14 protein-coding genes and 5 tRNA genes are annotated in these 20,604 nt (G+C 65.5%); 7 read left to right on the top strand and 12 right to left on the bottom strand.

The genetic code is table 11. The features are described from left to right. Positions 1 to 45: 45 nt before the first annotated feature. The 6 genes from ASC95_RS02740 to ASC95_RS02710 all read left to right on the top strand — a co-directional run bounded on the left by ASC95_RS02740 (position 46) and on the right by ASC95_RS02710 (position 7,975). Positions 46 to 1,494: a PLP-dependent aminotransferase family protein gene (locus ASC95_RS02740; RefSeq protein WP_057296239.1), complete on the top strand. Its 1,449-nt coding sequence runs from the start codon at positions 46 to 48 to the stop codon at positions 1,492 to 1,494. A gap of 379 nt (positions 1,495 to 1,873) precedes the next feature. Next, complete coding sequence (locus ASC95_RS02730; protein ID WP_157255923.1) at positions 1,874 to 3,442, top strand: ABC transporter substrate-binding protein; 1,569 nt, start codon at positions 1,874 to 1,876, stop codon at positions 3,440 to 3,442. Between the two features lie 20 nt (positions 3,443 to 3,462). After that, complete coding sequence (locus tag ASC95_RS02725; protein WP_057296237.1) at positions 3,463 to 5,013, top strand: ABC transporter substrate-binding protein; 1,551 nt, start codon at positions 3,463 to 3,465, stop codon at positions 5,011 to 5,013. Positions 5,014 to 5,018: 5 nt separating this feature from the next. Then, complete coding sequence (locus ASC95_RS02720) at positions 5,019 to 6,584, top strand: ABC transporter substrate-binding protein (protein WP_369820577.1); 1,566 nt, start codon at positions 5,019 to 5,021, stop codon at positions 6,582 to 6,584. Positions 6,585 to 6,594: 10 nt separating this feature from the next. Continuing rightward, complete coding sequence (locus ASC95_RS02715; RefSeq protein WP_057296235.1) at positions 6,595 to 7,245, top strand: trimeric intracellular cation channel family protein; 651 nt, start codon at positions 6,595 to 6,597, stop codon at positions 7,243 to 7,245. 211 nt (positions 7,246 to 7,456) lie between these two features. Continuing rightward, positions 7,457 to 7,975, top strand: coding sequence for a hypothetical protein (locus ASC95_RS02710; protein WP_057296234.1), 519 nt, complete (start codon positions 7,457 to 7,459; stop codon positions 7,973 to 7,975). A gap of 67 nt (positions 7,976 to 8,042) precedes the next feature. Here ASC95_RS02710 and ASC95_RS02705 read toward each other — a convergent pair whose 3' ends face one another. From ASC95_RS02705 to ASC95_RS02685, 5 genes are all read right to left on the bottom strand, one after another. After that, positions 8,043 to 9,821, bottom strand: coding sequence for a beta-1,3-glucanase family protein (locus ASC95_RS02705; RefSeq protein ID WP_235537666.1), 1,779 nt, complete (start codon positions 9,819 to 9,821; stop codon positions 8,043 to 8,045). 330 nt (positions 9,822 to 10,151) lie between these two features. After that, positions 10,152 to 11,105 (bottom strand): nitronate monooxygenase family protein, encoded by a 954-nt coding sequence (locus tag ASC95_RS02700; RefSeq protein ID WP_057296232.1) that lies wholly within the window; start codon positions 11,103 to 11,105, stop codon positions 10,152 to 10,154. Positions 11,106 to 11,116: 11 nt separating this feature from the next. After that, on the bottom strand, positions 11,117 to 12,904 hold the full coding sequence (locus ASC95_RS02695) for an acyl-CoA dehydrogenase (protein WP_057296231.1): 1,788 nt from the start codon (positions 12,902 to 12,904) through the stop codon (positions 11,117 to 11,119). Positions 12,905 to 12,983: 79 nt separating this feature from the next. Then, positions 12,984 to 13,916: an electron transfer flavoprotein subunit alpha/FixB family protein gene (locus tag ASC95_RS02690; protein WP_057296230.1), complete on the bottom strand. Its 933-nt coding sequence runs from the start codon at positions 13,914 to 13,916 to the stop codon at positions 12,984 to 12,986. Positions 13,917 to 13,944: 28 nt separating this feature from the next. Continuing rightward, positions 13,945 to 14,700, bottom strand: a complete 756-nt coding sequence (locus ASC95_RS02685) for an electron transfer flavoprotein subunit beta/FixA family protein (RefSeq protein WP_057296229.1) — start codon at positions 14,698 to 14,700, stop codon at positions 13,945 to 13,947. A gap of 172 nt (positions 14,701 to 14,872) precedes the next feature. Between ASC95_RS02685 and murI the strand changes: the two genes are divergently transcribed. After that, the gene (gene murI, locus ASC95_RS02680) at positions 14,873 to 15,703 is read left to right on the top strand and encodes a glutamate racemase (protein WP_057296228.1); all 831 of its coding nucleotides are present in this window, start codon (positions 14,873 to 14,875) and stop codon (positions 15,701 to 15,703) included. Positions 15,704 to 16,065: 362 nt separating this feature from the next. On the opposite strand, the gene ASC95_RS02670 is transcribed toward murI, so the two are convergent. The 7 genes from ASC95_RS02670 to clpX form a co-directional block, all read right to left on the bottom strand. Next, a tRNA-Leu gene (locus tag ASC95_RS02670) sits at positions 16,066 to 16,154 on the bottom strand. A 67-nt stretch (positions 16,155 to 16,221) separates the two neighbouring features. Further along, positions 16,222 to 16,297, bottom strand: a tRNA-Gly gene (locus ASC95_RS02665). 46 nt (positions 16,298 to 16,343) lie between these two features. Continuing rightward, positions 16,344 to 16,419 (bottom strand) — tRNA-Gly (locus ASC95_RS02660). Between the two features lie 22 nt (positions 16,420 to 16,441). Next, positions 16,442 to 16,515: transfer RNA gene (locus ASC95_RS02655), tRNA-Cys, on the bottom strand. A gap of 77 nt (positions 16,516 to 16,592) precedes the next feature. Then, positions 16,593 to 16,668: transfer RNA gene (locus tag ASC95_RS02650), tRNA-Gly, on the bottom strand. Between the two features lie 101 nt (positions 16,669 to 16,769). After that, positions 16,770 to 19,184 (bottom strand): endopeptidase La, encoded by a 2,415-nt coding sequence (lon, locus tag ASC95_RS02645; RefSeq protein ID WP_057296226.1) that lies wholly within the window; start codon positions 19,182 to 19,184, stop codon positions 16,770 to 16,772. A 70-nt stretch (positions 19,185 to 19,254) separates the two neighbouring features. Further along, a complete protein-coding gene (clpX, locus tag ASC95_RS02640; RefSeq protein ID WP_057296225.1) occupies positions 19,255 to 20,523 on the bottom strand; it encodes an ATP-dependent Clp protease ATP-binding subunit ClpX in 1,269 nt (422 codons plus the stop codon). Between the last annotated feature and the right edge of the window lie 81 nt (positions 20,524 to 20,604).

The following is a 20,604-nucleotide window of genomic DNA, read 5'->3' as shown; positions in this document are numbered from 1 at the left end:
ATGGCCCGATCCAACAGAGCCAAATCCGCGCGAATTGACTGGGCCATGAGCGCACCGCCAACTCCCTCCCTGCTGGATGCGCTGCGCCTGGAAACCGCGTCGGCCCAACCGTTGCAGGACCAGGTCTACCAGCGCATCCGCGAGGCCATCGCAGACGGGCGGCTGGCGCCAGGCGAGCGCCTGCCGTCCACGCGCAGCCTGGCCGCCCAGCTCAATGTGGCCCGCGGCACCGTCGACGCGGCTTATGGGCGGCTGGCCGGTGAGGGTTGCATCCTGGGGCGCGGTGCAGCCGGCACCGTGGTGGCGCCCGACCTGAAGCCGGGCAGCCTGATGCAGGGTGCGACGCCTGCCATCGCGCGGGCAGCGGCCTTCACCTTGCCCGACGACTACCTCTGGCCCTTTCGCGGCGGCCTGCCGGCGCTGGACTTGTTCCCACGCACGCTCTGGGCCAGCCTGACGGCCAGCGCGGCACGGCGTCTGGACGCCCAGCGCTTCTGCTACCCCGACCCGCGCGGCCTGCCGGAGCTGCGCGCCGCCATTGCGGCCTACCTGCTGGTGTCGCGCGGTATTGCCTGCGACCCCGCCCAGGTCTTCGTCACGGCCGGCTACCAGGCCGCGCAGCAACTGGTGGTGGGCCTGGTGGCACCGTCGGGCGCGGAAGTCTGGTTCGAGGATCCCGGCTACCGCTTCGCGCGGCGCGCGCTGGAAGCGGCGCAGCTGCAGTTGGCCTTCATCCCGGTCGATGCGGCCGGCCTGGACGTGGCCTATGCGCGGCAACATCACCCGGCCGCCCGGCTCGCCGTCGTCACGCCTGGCCACCAGAGCCCGCTGGGCGTGGCGCTGTCATCCCAACGCCGCCAGGCGCTGCTCGACTGGGCTCAGGCCGCCGACGCCTGGGTGCTGGAAGATGACTACGACAGCGAATTCCACTACGTCGGCCGCAAGCCGGCGGCGCTAAAAAGCATCGACCGGCACGACCGGGTGTTCTACGCCGGCAGCTTCAGCAAGACCTTGTTCCCCGGGCTGAGGCTGGGCTATCTCGTCGCACCCGCCGCCTGGGTCGAGGCCACGACCGCTGCCTGCGAACTGTCCCACCGCGGCCATGCCCAGCAGGAACAGGCTGCTCTGGCGGCCTTCATGGCCGGCGGCCACTACGCCCGGCATTTGCGCCGCATGCGGCTTCGCTATGCCGAACGCAGCATGGCGCTGACCCGCGCCCTGCAAGCTGAATTCGGCAACGGCATCGCGCTGGCGGCTCCCGAGGGCGGCCTCACGCTGCTGGCCCGCTTCCCCGGACACGAGCCGGACACCGGCTTGGTCTTGCGCGCCCGCGCTCAGGGCCTGGCGCCGTCCGCGCTGTCTGCCCATGCCGTCCAGCACGAGGCCGGACAGGGCCTGTTGATCGGCTTCACCAATGTCAGGACCGAACAGGCGGGCGAGGTGGCGAGCCGATTGCGGCAGGCGCTGCGGTCCGGGCCATCTTCTGGCCCATGATTCAACCCATGGGCCAGACACGGATCATTCAAATCCACCCCGACGCGCCGCCCAAGCCCGCGTTCGGCCAGGCTTGCAACGGCTGCGGCGTCTGCTGCCTGGCTGAGCCCTGCCCGCTGGGCGTCGTGCTGAGCCGGCGCCTCAAAGGTGCATGCGTCGCACTGCGCTGGGACGGCGCACGCTATGTGTGCGGCGCACTAGCGGCGCAACCGAGCGGCCTCGTCGGGAGGTTCGGCGGCTGGCTGGTGAAGCGCTGGATCGCCGCCGGCGTTGGTTGCGATTGCTCACTAGAACCCGAGGGAAAACCGTAGCCGGCAACCCGAGGGGCGCGGCTAGTATTTTCGGCTTCTGCCGACCTGCCATTCTCAAGGAAAGCCGCATGAAATCTCTGCTCCGACTCCTGCCCCTGCTGGCCGCACTGACGCTGGGAGTGGCCACTGCCGCCCCACTGCGCTGGGCCGCGCAGAACGACATCCTGACGCTGGACCCGCACTCGCAGGACCACAACACCTCCAACGCCATCGGCACCCACATCTACGAGGGCTTGACGCGGTTGAGCCGCGAGTACCGGCCCGAGCCCTCGCTGGCGACCAAGTGGACCTACCTCTCCCAGACCCAGGTGCGCTTCGAGCTGCGCAAGGGCGTCAAGTTCCATGACGGCTCGCCGTTCACGGCCGACGACGTCGTCTTCAGCTTCGGCCGCATCACCCAGCCGCAAGGCACCAAGCAGACCTATGTGTCGGGCATCAAGGAGGTCAAGAAGATCGACGACCACACCGTCGATTTCATCCTCGAGGCACCCACGCCGATGCTGCTGCAGAACATCATCAGCTTCCCCATCATGAGCAAGGTCTGGTCGACCAAGAACAACACGACCAACACGCAGGACTACAAGGCCAAGGAAGAGAACTTCGCGAGCCGCAATGCCAATGGCACCGGGCCCTACAAGCTGGTGAGCTGGCAGCCCGACCAGGCCGTCAAGATGGTGGCCAACAAGGACTGGTGGGACAAGAACCCGGGCAATGTCACCGAGCTGAGCTATCTGCCGATCAAGTCTCCGCCGACGCGCGTGGCGGCCCTGCTGTCGGGCGACGTCGACATCGTCACCGACCTGCCGCCGCAGGACTTCTTCAAGCTCAAGGAAGAAGGCAAGGTCAGGCTGCTGGAAGGCTCGGAGATCCGCACCGTCTTCTTCGTCATGGACGAGGGCAGCGAGGAACTGCGCGAGTCCAGCGTGAAGGGCAAGAACCCCTTCAAGGACAGAAAAGTGCGCGAGGCCATGAACCTGGCCCTGGACCGCGAGGCCATCAAGCGCAGCATCATGCGTGGCCTGTCGGTGCCGGCAGCGCTGATGATCGCGCCGGGTGTGAATGGCTATGACGCGGCCTTGGACACGCCGCTGAAGCCCGACCTCGACAAGGCGCGCAAGCTGCTCGCCGAGGCCGGTTACCCGCAGGGCTTCGAGGTGCCGCTGCACTGCCCCAACAACCGCTATGTCAACGATGAGCAGGTCTGCCAGGCGGCGGTGTCGATGTGGGCCAAGATCGGCGTCAAGGTGCGCCTGATCGCGCAGCCCTTCTCCACCCACAGCCAGACCTTCCAGCGCGGCGAGTCGCCGTTCTACATGCTGGGCTGGGGCGTCTCCACGTACGACGCCCTCTACGGCATGCAGGCCTGGGGCCACACGCGCACCAACGGCGCGGACGGCAACTTCAATTTCGGCAAGGTCAGCGACGCGACGCTCGACGGCCTGATCCAGAAGATCAAGTTCGAGCCCGACGTGCCCAAGCGCAACGCCCTCATCAAGGAAGCCCTGCTGCGCATCCGCGACGAATACCTCTTCGTGCCCATCCACCACCAGATCCGGCCCTGGGCGATGAAGCCGAGCGTCGAGACCATCCACCGCTCGAACGACTATTTCGAGGCTCGCTACACCACCATCAAGTGAGGGCGCGACATGGCGTTCTCATGGCCCTGGCCTGCGGGCTGTTTGCCGCCCTGTCCGCCAGCGCGGCCCCGCTGCGCTGGGCCGCGCAGAACGACATCCTGACGCTGGACCCGCATTCGCAGAACCACACCACCTCGCTGACCATCGCCGCGCAGGTCTACGAGGGCCTGACGCGGCGCGGCGAGAACTACCAGCCTGAGCCGGCGCTGGCGACGCGCTGGACGTATCTGTCGCCCACCCAGGTGCGCTTCGAGCTGCGCCGTGGCGTGAAGTTCCACGACGGCAGCCCCTTCACGGCCGACGACGTGGTGTTCAGTTTCGCGCGCATCCGCGAGCCGCAGGGCGCGATGCAGGCCTATGTGTCGGGCATCCGCGAGATCCGCAAGATCAACGACTACAGCATCGACGTGATGCTGGAGGCGCCCGCGCCGCTGCTGCTGCAGAATCTCGTCAGCTTCGCCATCCTCAGCCGCACCTGGGCGCTGCGCAACCATGCCAGCCACGTCGAGGACTTCAAGGCCAAGGAAGAGAACCACGCCTCGCGCAACGCCAACGGCACCGGGCCGTACAAGCTCGTCAGCGGGCAGCCCGACCAGGCCGTGCAGATGGTCATCAACAAGGACTGGTGGGACAGCAACAAGGGCAACATCACCGAGCTGACCTATCTGCCGATCAAGTCGGCGCCCACGCGCGTGGCGGCGCTGCTGTCGGGTGACGTCGACATCGTCACCGATGTGCCGCCGCAGGACTATCAGCGGCTCAAGACGGACAACCGACTCAAGCTGATGGAGGGCGCCGAAGTGCGCACAGTGTTCTTCGCGATGGACCAAGGCAGCGAGGAACTGCGCGATTCCAGCGTCAAAGGCAAAAACCCCTTCAAGGACAAGCGGGTGCGCGACGCGCTGAACCTGGCGCTGGACCGCGAGGCCATCAAGCGCAGCATCATGCGCGGCCTGTCCGTGCCCGCGGCGCTGATGGTGCCGCCGGGCGTCAACGGGTACGAAGCCGCGCTGGACACACCCGTGAAGGCCGATCCCGACAAGGCGCGCAAGCTGCTGGCCGAGGCCGGCTATCCGCAGGGCTTCGAGGTGCCGCTGCGCTGCCCCAACAACCGCTATGTCAACGACGAGCAGATTTGCCAGGCGGCAGTGGCGATGTGGGCACGCATCGGTGTGCGCGCACGGCTGAACGCGCAGCCCATGAGCCTGCACATCCAGGCGCTGGAGCGCTACGAATCGCCCTTCTACCTGATCGGCATCGCGATGCCGACCTACGACGCTCACCAGGGCCTGCAGGGCTGGGGCCACAGCCGCGACACCCGCGGCAACGGCGGCCAGAACTTCAATCGCCTCGCCGACCCGACGCTGGACAGCCTCGTCGAGCGCATCCAGTTCGAGCCCGACACCGCGGCCCGCAATGCGCTGATCGGCGAGGCCCTGCTGCGCGTGCGCGACGAATCCTTCTTCATTCCGGTGCATCATCAGATCCGGCCCTGGGCCATGAAACCCGGCGTCCAGACCCTGCACCGCTCGAATGACACCTTCGAGGCCCGCTTCACCACCCTCCCATGAAGCTCATGAAACTTTCCACGCTTTGGGCCGCCGCCTGGCTGGTCACTTCATTGGCTGCCACGGGCAACCCGCTGCGCTGGGCGGCCCAGAACGACATCCAGACGCTGGACCCGCATTCGCAAAACCACTCGGCCACCTCGACCATCACCGGCTATGCCTACGAGGGCCTGACGCGGTACACCGAGAAGTTCGACGTCGAGCCGGCGCTGGCCGCGAAGTGGACCTTCGTGACGCCGACGCTGGTGCGCTTCGACCTGCGCCGCGGCGTCAAATTCCATGACGGCACGCCGTTCACCGCCGACGACGTGCTCTTCAGCCTGCAGCGCATCAAGCATCCCGCCAGCAACATGGTCATCTACGCCTCCGGCATCAAGGAGGTGAAGAAGATCGACGACTTCACGGTCGACTTCGTGCTGGAAGGCCCCAACCCCGTGCTGACGCGCAACCTGACCTATGTGCGCATCCTCAGCAAGGCCTGGGCAACGAAGAACCGCTCCGAGAACCCGCAGGACTTCAAGGCCAAGGAGGACACCTATGCCTCGCGCAATGCCATGGGCACGGGGCCCTTCAAGATCATGGCCTGGCAGCCGGACCAGCGCATCAACATGGTGGCCAACAAGGACTGGTGGGACAAGCCCAAGGGCAACATCACCGAGCTGACCTATCTGCCGATCAAGTCCGATGCCACACGCGTGGCTGCCCTGCTGTCGGGCGACCTGGACCTGCTGACCGACCTGCCGCCGCAGGATGTCGCCAAGCTCAAGGCCGATCCGCGCCTCAAGGTCATCGACGGGCCCGAGAACCGCACCATCTTCTTCGCGCTGGACCTCGGCAGCGACGAGATCAAGGGCAGCAACGTGAAGGGCAAGAACCCCTTCAAGGACCGCCGCGTGCGCGAGGCGATGTCGCTGGCGATCGACCGCGAGGCCATCAAGCGCAGCCTGATGCGTGGCTTGTCGGTGCCGGCGGCCATCATGGTCGCGCCGGTGGCCTACGGTCATTCGGCCGAACTGGACGCGGTGCAAAAGCCCGACGTGGCGCGTGCCAGGCAGCTGCTGGCCGAGGCCGGCTACCCCGACGGCTTCGAGGTGCCACTGGCCTGCCCCAATGACCGCTACGTCAATGACGAGGAGATCTGCCAGGCGGTGGTGTCGATGTGGACCCGCGTCGGCATCAAGGCCAGGCTGTCGACCCAGCCCATGACCCAGCACTCGGCCGCCATGCAGCGCTACGAGCTGCCGCTGTACATGTACGGCTGGGGCGTGACGACCTTCGATGCGCAATACACGCTGCAGGACATCGTCCACACCAAGACCGGCGGCGCCGACGGCAAGGGCAATTTCTCCAGGGTCAGCGACGCCAAGGTCGATGCGCTGGTGCAGCAGATGAAGGTCGAGACTGACGTGCCCAAGCGCCTGGCGCTGATGCAGGAAGCGCTCAAGCGCACGCGCGACGAGTACCTGTTCATTCCCATCCACCACCAGGTGCGGCCCTGGGCGATGAAGGCGGGCCTGACGATCCCGCATTCCGCCAACGACGCACCCCAGGCGAAGTGGGCGACGCTGAAGTGATGATGCGCGGGTGAAGCCTCCCGTCATCAATTTCTCCACGCTGCAGTCGGCGGTGGAAATCACCGCCACCCTGGCCTTCGCGCTGTCGGGCCTGCTGGCCGGCGCGCGCAAGCAGCTTGACGTCGTCGGCCTGTGCGTGGTCGCCGGTCTGTCGGCCTTCGGCGGCGGCACGCTGCGCGATGTGCTTCTGGACCGCCGGCCCTTCTTCTGGGTCGAGCATGCCGACTGGCTGTGGGCGCTGATGGGGCTGTGTCTGGCCGCGATGCTGCTGATGCGCCGCCGTCACCTGGCGCTGACCGAACGCGCCATCCAGTGGCCCGACGCGCTGGGCCTGGGCCTGTTCACGGCCAACGGCACGCTGGTGGCGCTGGACGCCGGCATGCCGGCCATCGTCGCCGTGCTGATGGGCGTCATCACCGCGGTCTTCGGCGGCGTGCTGCGCGACATCGTCTGCAACGAAATCCCCGCGGCCTTCCACGACCACCGACCGTACGCCCTGTGCAGCTTTGTCGGCGGCTGGGTGCTGGTCAGCGCCGTCACGCTGGGCTGGCCGCAGTGGGCCACCATCAGCGCAGCGGCGGCAACCGCCGTGGCGCTGCGCGGCCTGGCACTGTGGACGGGGTGGACGCTGCCCGCCTGGCGGATCAACGCAAGACGCTGAGCCGCCAGCGGACCCTTCCGGCTGCGCCAAGGGCACGGCGCGAAATCGTGTCGGGCTTCTTTACAGCCAGCCCTGCTGACCCGCGGCGTTGAGCCCGCCACCCCAGGAAGGCGGCGCTCTGGTACGGAATCTGCGTCACCTTGTGCAGAGCCGGGCGTCCCCTGGAGTCGGTACCGGCGAACGTGGTCACCACCCGTGAAGGAGAGTTCCCATGAATATCCGCTCGATGCTGGCAGCCATGGCGCTTGCCGCGACCTGCCTGGCCGCCCATGCCGCACCCGTGCGCTGGTCGGTGGACGGCCTGAGCCTGACCGATGGCAGCGCCGTCGCCGGCGGGTTCACCTACGACGCCAGCCTTGACCTGGTCTCGGACATCAGCATCCTCCTTACCACCGGCTCTCCGGGTTCGCCCTTCACGCTGACGAACCAGTTCTACCCGACCGTCGGTGGAACCTACTTCCTGTTCACCGAAACGGCCGCCGCCGATTACACAGGCCAGACAACCCTTTGGATCACGGTTTCGAACCCGTTGACCGACGCGGGCGGTACGGCGCCCATCAATCTGGCAAATGGCTACGGATGGGGCGTTTGCTCGGTCCCCAGTTGCACCAGCGCCTCCAACGTAGGTGATCTCAGAGGAGAACTGTTCTCCGTGCCCACACCCGGTAGCCTGGCGCTGGCCGCTGTAGCCCTCCTCGGAGCAGGCGGCGCCCGTCGCCGCACGGCCTGACCAGCGGCCACGCCGTCCAAAGCTCAAAAGGCCTCGCATCGCGAGGCCTTTTGCAAGCGCCTGGGGCTTACCAGCCGATCGTGTAAGTGACCGTCGTCGGCGCCGTCGTGTGCAGCGACGGGCTGAAGTCGCCCACGTCGTCGTACGCGAAGCCGTAGGCCTTCTTGTTGATGCTGTGGTCGTGCCAGAACTTGGCGTACCAGTTGCCGAGCTGGCCGACCGGGTAGTGGGCCGTCTGCACGTACCAGTTGGCCGGCTGCTCCATCACGTGGCGGTTCAACGCGGCGCAGATCTGGGCCTGGAGCTGCAGCTGCGTGCCGGTGTTGGTCGGGTTGCCGCTCGCGTCCGCCAGCAGGCCGGCGCCCAGCAGGACCATGGCGGTGTCGGGCTTGCCGTTGATGTAGAAGGTGCCGGCCGGCGAGCCGCCGGTGAAGGTGAAGCGATCGCCGCTGACGCGACCGCGGAAGGTGCCCAGGTTCTGCAGCGTGAAGACCAGGTCCTCGTTGCGGTAGCGGGCCCAGACGGCGTCGATATAGGGCTGCAGGTAGTTGGTGTTGGCCTGGCCGGGTTTGAAGGTGCCATGGGCAGGGGCCATGATGCGGTACGGCGAGTACGGTGCCTGGGCCAGAGGCTTGAACGGCGCCGGCACTTCGGCGATGAACTTGCTGAAGAGCTGGTCACGCGTCTCGGTCAACGCCTCGCCCACGGTCTGGTCGTAGCCGCCACCGCCTTGCACGCGCAGCTTCAGCGGGAAGCCGAAGTGGTCGACGCGGGTGGTATTGATGAAGATGCCCTGATCCGGCTGGCCCAGCGGGATGATGGCCATCTCGCCGAAGTCGAAGATGACGTCGATGTTGGGATCGGTCGGGTTCTCGATGTTGGCACCGGCATAGCCGATGTTGCCGTTGCCATCGACGACGACCTTGATGTACATCGGCGAGCCCACCGACATCAGCACGCGGGCCGAGTTCAGCGCCGGGATGGTGATGGAGCGGGTGTTGCTGAGCTTGTGGAAGTAGTTGGTGTAGGTCTGGCCGCCCTTGGTCAGCGCGCCGTTGTCGGCGGTGGACATCGGGATGAAGTTGCCGGCCGCATCCACGCGCACGAACTTGCCGGTGGCCCAGTCCTTGCCGATGATGGCCCAGTAGACTTGGTCGTCGGGCCAGCGGCCGCCGGTCTGGTTGACGATGTTGAACGTCGTGCGGCCGTTCCAGGCACCGGTGTTGGTGCTGGTGCCGACGCGGTAGGACGAGGTCAGGTCGTTGAAGCCGCGGTTGACGAGGTTGGGCTCGTTGGCCGTCAGCACCAGCGAGCCGCCGCCGTAGCTGACGTCGTTGAACAGCGTGGCCTGGTAGCCGGCCTGCACCTTCACGGACGACACGCGGTCGTTCCAGGCGGCACCGATCCAGCTCGAATCGGCGCTCCCGCAGAAGCTGTCGCCGGTGTAGTTGATGTCCGCGTAGAAGCAGACCGGGCCGCTCGCCACAGGGGGCGAGCCGACGGTGTAGCTGAACCTGGGCGTGTCGTAGGCCGGCGTGCCGTTGTTGTAGGTGAAGAAGTAGCCGAGCACGTTGCCGGTGGCCACGGTGACCTTTTGCTCATAGCGGCCGTTGGCGGCCGTCATGCGGATGTTCTGCTGAGGGCCGTTGTTGACGGTGTAGTGGGCGTCGACCCAGGCGGTCGACACATTGGACTTGAACCAGATCGTGGCGGTCGTGCCGCTGACGTCGACGCCCTGGGTGTAGTCCTGGGCCAGGGCGGGTGTGGTGCCAAGCAGGCCAAGACCCGAAACAGCCAGCAACCAACAAGCGCCCATCAGGCGCAAGCAACGCAAAACAAGAATCACCTCTGTCTCCTTGCCCGCTCGTCGTCGGGAATCGGCGGGTCGTTCGGGGTCCCAACGCTGGACGGGCGGCATGGCTCGTCCCTGGCCGGTGTCTCGACTGCGAAGACCTACTGCGCTCCCCGGACATGCAGCCGCTGCCGGGGGCAGGTCGCCATCTGAAACCGACTGAAAGCGCTTTCAGATTTGCTTGGCATCCTCCCGGGAGAGGTGCGAAAGCGGTTTCATGGAAAACCCGTGCGGGACGTTTTCATGAGTCGCCCGCTTCTGGGACAGGAAACTCACCTAAGGAAACGGCCGCCCGAGGGCGGCCGTCGCATAAGGCGGTGCGCTTCAGTTCAGCGCCAGGCGCTCCCGTGCGGCCTGGTACTCGCGCTTCAGACGCGCCACCAGTTGCGCCGCAGGCAGCACCTCGCGCACCGCGCCGATGCCCTGCCCGCTGCCCCAGATTTCCTTCCAGGCCTTGGCCGCACTGCCGCCGAAGTTCATCGCGCTGGGGTCGCTCTCGGGGAGCTTGTCCGGGTCCATGCCGGCCGCCACGATGGAGCCGCGCAGGTAGTTGCCGTGCACGCCGGTGAAGAGGTTGCTGTAGACGATGTCGTCGCTGTTGCTGGCGACGATCATCTGCTTGTAGGCGTCACTGGCGCGGGCTTCGTCGGTGGCGATGAAGGCCGAGCCGATGTAGGCCAGGTCGGCACCCATGGCCTGGGCGGCCAGGATGGCGTCGCCCGTTGCCATTGAGCCCGACAGCGCCAGCGGGCCGTCGAACCACTCGCGGATCTCCTGGACCAGCGCGAACGGGCTCTTCACGCCGGCATGGCCACCCGCGCCCGCGGCCACGGCGATGAGGCCGTCGGCGCCCTTCTCGATGGCCTTCCTGGCGAACTTGTTGTTGATGATGTCGTGCAGCACGATGCCGCCCCAGCCATGCACGGCGTTGTTCACGTCCTCGCGCGCGCCCAGGCTCGTGATGATGATCGGCACCTTGTACCTGGCGCAGACCTGCATGTCGTGCTCCAGGCGCTCGTTGCTCTTGTGCACGATCTGGTTGATGGCAAACGGCGCGGCCGGCCTGTCCGGGTTGGCGCGGTTGTAGGCCGCCAAGGTCTCTGTGATCTCGGCCAGCCATTCGTCGAGCAGCTCCGCCGGCCGGGCGTTGAGCGCCGGCATGGAGCCGACGACGCCGGCCTTGCACTGCTCGATGACGAGCTTGGGGTTGCTGATGATGAACAGGGGCGAGCCGATGGCCGGCAGCGGCAGGTTCTTCAGGATGGGAGGCAGGGCCAAGGGGGACTCCGTCAGAAAGCTTCGAGGCTGAGCTCGGTCACGCTGTCCGCGCCATCGACGATGGCGGCGCGCAGCGAGCGGGTACGCGGCAGGATGTGTTCGGCATAAAAGCGCGCGGTCACGATCTTGGCGGCCATGAATTCCTTGTCAGTCGCCAAGGCGTCTTCCGCGGCCATCAGCGCGCGCGCCAGCTGCCAGCCGGCAACGAGGTTGCCCGCCAGCATCAGGTAGGGCACCGAGCCGGCATAGGCCGCATTGGGGTTGCCCTTGGCGGCACCGGCGATGAAGTCGACCGCGGCCAGGAAGTCCTCGCGCGAAGCGCGCAGCGACTTCAGCACGGCGCGCGCGGCGACGCTGTCACGCCGGGTCAGTTCGCCCTCCGTCACCTCGATCTGGCCGGCGATGCCGCGGGCCAGCTGACCACCGTCACGCGAAGTCTTGCGGCCCACCAGGTCGTTGGCCTGGATGGCGGTGGTGCCCTCGTAGATGGTCAGTATCTTGGCGTCGCGGTAGTACTGCGCCGCGCCGGTCTCCTCGATGAAGCCCATGCCGCCATGCACCTGCACGCCCAGCGAAGTGACCTCCAGGCTCATCTCGGTGCTGTAGCCCTTAACCAGCGGCACCATGAAGTCGTAGAAGGCCTGGTTCTGCTTGCGCGCGTCCGCGTCGGGGTGGTGATGGGCCGCATCGAAGGCCGCTGCGGCGGTGCTGGCCATCGAGCGGCAGCCTTCGGTCAGCGCGCGCATCGTCATCAGCATGCGGCGCACGTCGGGGTGATGAATGATGGCGGCGCTGCCGGCCACCGAGCCGTCCACGGGGCGGGACTGCACGCGGTCCTTCGCGTAGGCGACGGCCTTCTGGTAGGCGCGGTCGGCGATCGCGATGCCCTGCAGGCCGACGCCGTAGCGAGCCGCGTTCATCATGATGAACATGTACTCCAGGCCGCGGTTTTCCTGGCCGATCAAGGTGCCGATCGCACCGCCGTGGTCGCCGAACTGCAGCACCGCCGTCGGGCTCGCCTTGATGCCCATCTTGTGCTCGATGGAGACGCAGTGGGCGTCATTGCGCGCGCCCAGGCTGCCATCGGCATTGACCATGAACTTGGGCACCAGGAACAGGCTGATGCCCTTCACGCCCTCGGGAGCACCCACCACGCGGGCCAGCACCAGATGGACGATGTTCTCGGCCATGTCGTGCTCGCCATAGGTGATGAAGATCTTGGTGCCGAAGATCTTGTAGCTGCCGTCACCCTGCGGCTCGGCGCGCGTGCGCACCAGCGCCAGGTCCGAGCCGGCCTGCGGCTCGGTCAGGTTCATCGTGCCGGTCCACGAGCCGTCCAGCAGCTTGGGGATGTAGACCGAGCGCTGCTCATCGCTTCCCGCAGTCAACAGCGCCTCGACGGCGCCGTCGGTCAGCAGCGGGCACAGTGCAAAGCTCATGTTGGCCGCCTGCAGCATCTCGTTGCAGGCCGCCGCGATCGTCTTGGGCGCGCCCTGGCCACCGAACTCGGTCGGGTGCACCAGCCCCTGCCAGCCGCCTTCGGCATAGGCACGGAAGGCCTGCTTGAAGCCCGGCGTCGTCGTGACCACGCCGTCCTTCCAGCTCGACGGGTTCTTGTCGCCTTCGAAGTTCAGCGGCGCGATGACGTCCTCGGTCAGCTTGGCGCACTCCTCCAGCACGGCCGCCGCCGTGTCCAGGCCGAAGTCCTCGAAGGCAGGGACTTGCTGCGTTAGCGTTTCCAGCCCGGCGAGGTGCTGGATGTTGAAGAGCATGTCCTTGACGGGAGCTTGGTAACTCATTTGTTCCTCCTGGCGGAAACAAAAAGGGCGCCGCGACGACGAAGGTCGGGGCGCCCGGGTGTGGTCAGCGAGCGGCGGTTTACAGCGCGGCGACAAGTTCGGGCACGGCCACGAACAGGTCGGCTTCCAGGCCGTAGTCGGCCACCGAGAAGATCGGCGCTTCGGCGTCCTTGTTGATGGCGACGATGACCTTGGAGTCCTTCATGCCGGCCAGATGCTGGATGGCACCCGAGATGCCGGCCGCGATGTAGAGCTGCGGCGCGACGATCTTGCCGGTCTGGCCGACCTGCCAGTCGTTGGGCGCGTAGCCGGCGTCGACCGCGGCGCGCGAAGCGCCGAGGGCAGCGCCCAGCTTGTCGGCCAGCGGGGTCAGCACTTCCATGAACTTGTCGTTCGAACCCAGCGCGCGGCCACCGGACACGATGATCTTGGCAGCGGTCAGTTCCGGTCGGTCGCTCTTGGTCACCTCACGGCCGACGAAGCTGCTCTTGCCGCTGTCGGCAGCAGCAGCCACGGTCTCGACGGTGGCCGAGCCACCGCTGGCAGCCGCCGGGTCGAAGCCGGTCGTGCGCACGGTCAGCACCTTGGTCGCATCGCCGCTCTGCACGGTGGCGATGGCGTTGCCGGCGTAGATCGGGCGCTCGAAAGTGTCGGCGCTGATGACCTTGGTCACGTCGCTCAGCTGGGCGACGTCGAGCAGCGCAGCGACGCGCGGCGCGACATTCTTGCCCGCGGCGGTAGCCGGGAACAGCAGGTGGCTGTAACCGGATGCCAGCGCGATCACCTGCGCGGCGACGTTCTCGGCCAGGCCTTCGGCCAGCGCGGCGGAGTCGGCATGCAGCACCTTGGTGACGCCGGCGATCTGCGCAGCGGCCGCAGCAGCGGCGCCAGCGTTGTGGCCCGCGACCAGCACATGGACTTCACCGCCGGTGGCGGCAGCGGCCGTGACGGTGTTCAGGGTGGCGCCCTTGATCGAGGCGTTGTCGTGTTCGGCAATGACGAGTGCGGTCATCTCAAGTCTCCAAATCGGGGGCGAACGGTCAGATGACCTTGGCTTCGTTCTTCAGCTTGGCGACGAGCGTCGCCACATCCGGCACCTTCACGCCAGCACCGCGCTTGGGCGGCTCGCTGACCTTGAGCGTCTTGATGCGCGGCGTCACGTCAACGCCCAGGTCGGCGGGCTTGATGATGTCGAGCTGCTTCTTCTTGGCCTTCATGATGTTGGGCAGCGTCACATAGCGCGGCTCGTTCAGGCGCAGGTCAGTCGTCACGACGGCCGGCAGGCTCAGCGACACCGTCTCGAGGCCGCCGTCGACTTCGCGCGTGACGGTGACCTTGTCGCCGGCGATTTCCACCTTGGAGGCAAAGGTGCCTTGCGGCATGCCGGTCAGCGCGGCCAGCATCTGGCCGGTCTGGTTGCAATCGTCGTCGATGGCCTGCTTGCCAAGGATGACCAGGCTCGGGCCTTCCTTGTCGACCAGCGCCTTCAGCAGTTTGGCCACGGCCAGCGGCTGCAGTTCGATATCGGCGGGCGTCTCGACGAGGATGGCGCGGTCCGCGCCGATAGCCATGGCGGTGCGCAGGGTCTCCTGGCACTGCGTAACACCGCAGGACACGGCGATCACTTCGGTGACTGCGCCCTTCTCCTTCAGGCGAACAGCCTCTTCGACGGCGATCTCGTCAAAGGGATTCATCGACATCTTGACGTTGGCGATATCCACGCCCGTGCCGTCGCTCTTGACGCGCACCTTGACGTTGTAGTCGACCACGCGTTTGACAGGAACCAAGACCTTCATCGGAAACTCCAGCTCAAATTGACGTAAACGTTAATCAGATTCTACGGGCGCTGTTGCAGCGAGCGACGCACAAAAAAGCACGATCGTTCGATTCTAGCCAGACGACCGCCGACGCCGCCGGAACTCTTTCTGGAGAGGCCTCTCGAATCGCGAAGCTAGACTGCTCGAGCCCATGCAGATCGATCCCTTCCCGAGCCGAGAAATCGGCATCTTCGACTCCGGTGTCGGCGGCTTCACGGTGTTGCACGAACTGCGCCAGCTGTTGCCCGGTGCGCGCCTGCGCTACCTCGCCGACACGGCCTATGCCCCCTACGGCGCTCGCACGCCCGAAGACATCCGACAGCGCAGCCTGGTCATCGCCGAACATCTGATCGCCAGCGGTGCCGAACTCATCGTCGTCGCCTGCAACACGGCCACGGCGCACGCCATCGAGGCGTTGCGTGCGCGTTGGCCCAACCTTCCCTTCGTGGGCACCGAGCCGGGCATCAAACCCGCGGTTGCCGCGACGCGCAATGGCCGGATCGGCCTGCTGGCCACGCCGGCCACGGCAGCCAGCGCACGATTGCGTTCACTGATCGAGCGCCACGCCGGCGATCGTGAGGTGGTCGTGCAAGGTTGTGCCGGTGTCGTCGACCATATTGAAGCCGGCGACCTTGACAGCCCTGAGCTGCGTTCACTCGTGCAGAGGTATTGCGAACCGCTGCGTACGGCCAGCGTCGACACGGCGTTGCTGGGTTGCACCCACTACCCGCTGATCGAGCCGCTATGGCGGGCAGCCCTTGGTCCGAACGTCGAACTGCTGCGAATCGAGACCGCCGTCGCCCGCCGCACAGTGGCGCTATGGGCGCCCATGCCGGCGGATCAAGCCGCACTGAACATCGAAACCAGCGGCGACCCAACTGCCTTGAGCATCTGGATCGAACGTGTGCTGGGGTGGCGCCGATTGAACGTCCAGGCGTGGCAGCCCGAAACCCAAAACGGCCAGCAGACGCTGGCCATTTGAGGATGTGCCGGCGGCAGTCAGGAGACTTGCCGCCAGCCCCGTGCAGCCATGCAGCGCTTCTGCGTGCCAAGAGCACCAAGTTCGACTCTCATCTGCCGGTTCTGCGCATGGTTCTGGCAGCCGGTGCAGGCATCCTCGAACGCCGGCGGCCGAGCCAATTGGTCCAACTTCGCGGCACGCTCCGCCTCTCGCTGGCACGCTGCGGCATCCGCCTGCAAATCGGCTCCGGGGTTCCTCAGATTTTCCAGGCGCGGACTCGCACACGCTGTCAGCGCCAAGAAAGTCAAGGCCATCCCGGCCCGATGAAAGACGTCCATGAAACTCCCTGCCGGCTCGCCGTCGACGCGACGTGATGAAGCACCTGGTGCGCGGGACGGGACTTGAACCCGTACGTCCCTTTCGAGACGGCGGATTTTAAGTCCGCTGCGTTTACCGATTTCGCCACCCGCGCGGCGAGCAGATTATCCAGGCCGCAGAAAAGAAAACGGGAGATCCGACTGATCGAATCTCCCGTGAATTGGAGCGGGTAACGAGGCTCGAACTCGTGACCTCAACCTTGGCAAGGTTGCGCTCTACCAACTGAGCTACACCCGCGCATTTCATTCAGCCTCGCAGCTAAACATCGGTGCGACCGATTTTTTGGAGCGGGTAACGAGGCTCGAACTCGTGACCTCAACCTTGGCAAGGTTGCGCTCTACCAACTGAGCTACACCCGCATGGTGCTTGAAACCAAATTTTTGGAGGCGCGATCCGGAGTCGAACCGGACTAACCGGATTTGCAATCCGGGGCATAACCGCTTTGCTATCGCGCCGCCGTAAACCCAAGCCAGAGCCGTTTGGTGCGACCCTGACGGAAAAGGGAAGCCTGGGCTTCCCTTTCGGAAAATCTTGGAGCGGGATAAGAGGCTCGAACTCTCGACCTATACCTTGGCAAGGTATCGCTCTACCAACTGAGCTAATCCCGCTTTGTTTCCTTCATTTCCCTAGCTAGTCAGCTATGCAGCTGCCTATCTAGCGAAGCTGGCAGTGTAATCCAATTTTTGGTCGGATGACAAGCCAGTCGCACTCAGTGCGGCACCACCGTGCTCTTGGCCGCGCCCTCTTCCGGCTTGGCGGCGGCAACGGCCACCTCTTCGTCGGGCAACGGCGTTGGCATCGCTTCCAAGGCGACCTCGAGCACGCGTTCGATCCATCGCACCGGCACGATCTCGAGCTGGTTCTTGACGTTCTCGGGGATGTCCTGAAGGTCCTTGACGTTCTCTTCCGGAATCATCACGGTCTTGATGCCGCCACGGTGGGCCGCGAGCAGCTTTTCCTTGAGGCCACCGATGGCGGTGACTTCGCCGCGTAGCGTGATTTCGCCAGTCATCGCGACATCGGCACGCACCGGGATGCCGGTCAGCGCCGACACGAAGGCCGTGGTCATCGCAGCACCCGCGCTCGGGCCGTCCTTGGGCGTGGCGCCATCAGGCACGTGCACGTGCACATCACGCTTCTCGAAGACCTCGTCCTTGATGCCCAGGCGGCGGGCGCGCGAACGCACTACCGTGCGGGCAGCCTCAACGGACTCCTTCATCACGTCGCCCAGCGAACCGGTGCGAATGATGTTGCCCTTGCCCGGCATCGCGGTGGCTTCGATGGTTAGCAGATCACCGCCCACTTCCGTCCACGCAAGACCGACCACCTGGCCAACCTGGTTCTTCTTCTCGGCGCGTCCAAAGTCGTACTTGCGCACGCCCAGGAAGTCGTTGAGGTTGTCCTCAGTGACGGTGACCTTGCCTTCGTAGGTCTTGAGCTGGATGCCCTTGACCACCTTGCGGCAGATCTTGGACATCTCGCGTTCAAGCGAACGCACACCGGCCTCCCGCGTGTAGTAGCGGATGATGCCGCGCACGGCCGACTCGGTGACGTCCAGTTCCTCGTCCAGCACGCCGTTGTTCTTGCGTTGCTTGGGCAGCAGATAGGTCTGCGCGATATTGACCTTCTCATCCTCGGTGTAGCCCGACAGGCGAATCACTTCCATGCGGTCCAGCAGGGCCGGTGGGATGTTCATCGAATTGGACGTGGCGACGAACATCACGTCGGACAGGTCGAAGTCGACCTCGATGTAGTGGTCACCGAAGGTGTGGTTCTGCTCCGGGTCCAGCACCTCGAGCAGCGCCGACGACGGGTCGCCGCGGAAGTCCATGCCCAGCTTGTCGATCTCGTCGAGCAGGAAGAGCGGATTGCGCGTGCCCACCTTGGTCAGCGACTGCAGCACCTTGCCCGGCATGGAGCCGATGTAGGTGCGGCGGTGGCCGCGGATCTCGGCTTCATCGCGCACGCCGCCCAGCGCCATGCGGATGAATTTGCGACCGGTGGCGCGGGCCACGCTCTGGCCGAGCGAGGTCTTGCCGACGCCCGGAGGACCGACCAGGCACAGGATGGGCGCCTTGACCTTCTCGACGCGCTGCTGCACCGCGAGATATTCAAGGATGCGATCCTTGACCTTCTCGAGGCCGTAGTGGTCTTCGTTGAGCACATCCTCGGCGTTCTTGAGGTCGTGCTTGATCTTGGTCTTCTTGCTCCAGGGCAGGTTGACCAGGGTGTCGATGTAGTTGCGCACCACCGTCGCTTCAGCGGACATGGGCGACATGAGCTTGAGCTTCTTCAGTTCGGCGTCGGCCTTCTTGCGCGCTTCCTTGGGCATGCGGGCCGCGATGATCTTCTTCTCGAGCTCCTCCATGTCGGCGCCTTCTTCGCCGTCGCCGAGTTCCTTCTGGATGGCCTTGACCTGTTCGTTCAGGTAGTACTCGCGCTGGCTCTTCTCCATCTGGCGCTTGACGCGGCCACGGATGCGCTTTTCGACCTGCAGGATGTCGACTTCGTGCTCGAGCAGGTCAAGCAGCTTCTCCAGACGCTTGGCCACTTCAGCCAAGTCAAGCACGGCCTGCTTGGCGTCGAGCTTGAGCGGCAGGTGGGCGGCGATGGTGTCAGCCAGGCGGCCCGGGTCGTCGATGCCGCCGATGGACGTGAGGATCTCCGGCGGGATCTTCTTGTTGAGCTTGACGTACTGGTCGAACTGCTGCGTCACGGCGCGGCGCAGGGCCTCGACTTCAGGCGCATGTTCGGTCTCTGGCGGGATGGGAGTCACTTCAGCAACGAAGTGCTCACCCGGTTCGGTGATGGACAGGGTCGTGGCGCGCTGCAGGCCTTCGACCAGCACCTTCACGGTGCCGTCGGGCAGCTTGAGCATTTGCAGGATGCTGGAGACGCAGCCGACCTCGAACATGTCTTCCGGCTTGGGCTCGTCCTTGCCGGCGGCCTTCTGGGCGACCAGCATGATCTGGCGGCCCGCTTCCATCGCGGCTTCGAGCGCCTTGATGGACTTGGGCCGGCCCACGAACAGCGGGATGACCATGTGCGGGAAAACGACCACGTCGCGCAGCGGCAGCAGCGGCAGCGTGATGGGATCGGCGGGGAGGATGGGATGTCCGGACATGAAGACCTCTCTTTCTCAGGCCGATGTGCGGCCTGAGGGGACGATTGCAAGTTGAGGGCTTATTGGGAGCTCAGGCGCTGGCTTTTTGTTCGCGATAGACCAGCAAGGGACGTGCCGAGGTGTCCTCGATGTTGTGTTCGTCCAGCACGACCTTTTCGACGCCATCAAGCGCGGGCAGGTCGAACATGGTGTCGATCAGCGACTGCTCCATGATGGAACGTAGGCCGCGGGCGCCGGTCTTGCGCGCCAGCGCCTTGCGGGCGATGGCCGCCAGCGCCGGCTTGCGGATTTCGAGCTCGACGCCGTCCATCTCGAACAGCTGCTGGTATTGCTTGACGAGCGCGTTCTTGGGCTCGGTCAGGATCTGCACCAGCGCGTCCTCGGTCAGTTCGCCCAGCGTGGCGACGACGGGCAGGCGGCCGACGAGTTCTGGGATGAGGCCGAACTTGATGATGTCCTCGGGCTCGCACTCGCGGAAGACCTCGCCGACGCGCTTGTCGGACTTGCTCTTCACGGTGGCGCCGAAGCCTATGCCCGACTTCTCGCTGCGGTTCTGAATGACCTTTTCCAGGCCGTCGAAAGCACCGCCGCAGATGAACAGGATGTTGGTCGTGTCGATCTGCAGGAAGTCCTGGTTCGGGTGCTTGCGGCCACCTTGGGGCGGCACCGAAGCCATCGTGCCTTCGACGAGCTTGAGCAGGGCCTGCTGCACGCCTTCGCCGGAGACGTCCCGCGTGATGGAAGGGTTATCGGCCTTGCGCGAGATCTTGTCGATCTCGTCGATGTAGACGATGCCGCGCTGCGCACGCTCGACGTCGTAATTGCAGTTCTGCAGCAGCTTCTGGATGATGTTCTCGACGTCCTCGCCAACGTAGCCGGCCTCCGTCAGCGTCGTCGCATCGGCGATCACGAAGGGCACATTCAGCAGGCGCGCCAATGTCTGAGCCAGCAACGTCTTGCCGGAGCCGGTGGGGCCGATCAAGAGGATGTTGCTCTTGGACAGCTCGACCGAATCCTTGGTCGACGCCATGTGGCGCAGGCGCTTGTAGTGGTTGTAGACAGCCACGGCAAGAGTGCGCTTGGCGACGTCTTGACCGATCACATACTGATCGAGGCTGGACTTGATCTCGCTCGGCACAGGCAGGTCGGACTTGCCGGCGCGTGCGGCCGGTGCCGGCGCCGGGATCTCGTCACGGACGATGTCGTTGCACAACTCGATGCACTCGTCGCAGATGAAGACCGACGGACCGGCGATCAGCTTCTTGACTTCATGCTGGCTCTTGCCACAGAACGAGCAGTACAGAACTTTTTCGCTGGAGGTGCCTTTTTTGTCGGCCATGGGTCTGCTCGGGGATGCCAGTGGACAGGCGGGTGCCTGAAATGATGATAGTCCAAACGATCTCGGGGCCCTCGTGAGGAT

The organism is Pelomonas sp. Root1217, assembly GCF_001425705.1.
Taxonomy (GTDB): Bacteria; Pseudomonadota; Gammaproteobacteria; order Burkholderiales; family Burkholderiaceae_C; genus Pelomonas.
This window is presented reverse-complemented; position numbering and strand designations above follow the sequence as displayed.